1 protein-coding gene is annotated in these 222 nt (G+C 27.5%); it reads left to right on the plus strand.

Going from position 1 to position 222, the window contains the following annotated elements:
- A partial coding sequence (locus tag ACX6CF_RS26325) for a head-tail connector protein (RefSeq protein WP_458788352.1) occupies positions 1–200 on the plus strand: 200 nt, incomplete at its 5' end.
- Positions 201–222: the final 22 nt, after the last annotated feature.

Below are 222 nucleotides of genomic sequence, written 5' to 3' on the forward strand. Positions count from 1 at the left end.
TACTAACCTTAGAGGAAACCAAGCAATATTTAATTGTTGATTATAACGAACATGACAAGTATATTGATGAATTAATTCAATCAGCAGAGGACTATTTAATTGATGCAATAGACGATTATAGTTTAAAAATTGCTAATGATAGATTTAAAAGAAAAGCAAGGTTATGTGCTCTTGTAATTGCAAAAGATTTATTGTCATAACAATCTTTTGCAATTACAAGAG

It is taken from the genome of Vallitalea sediminicola (assembly GCF_054408565.1).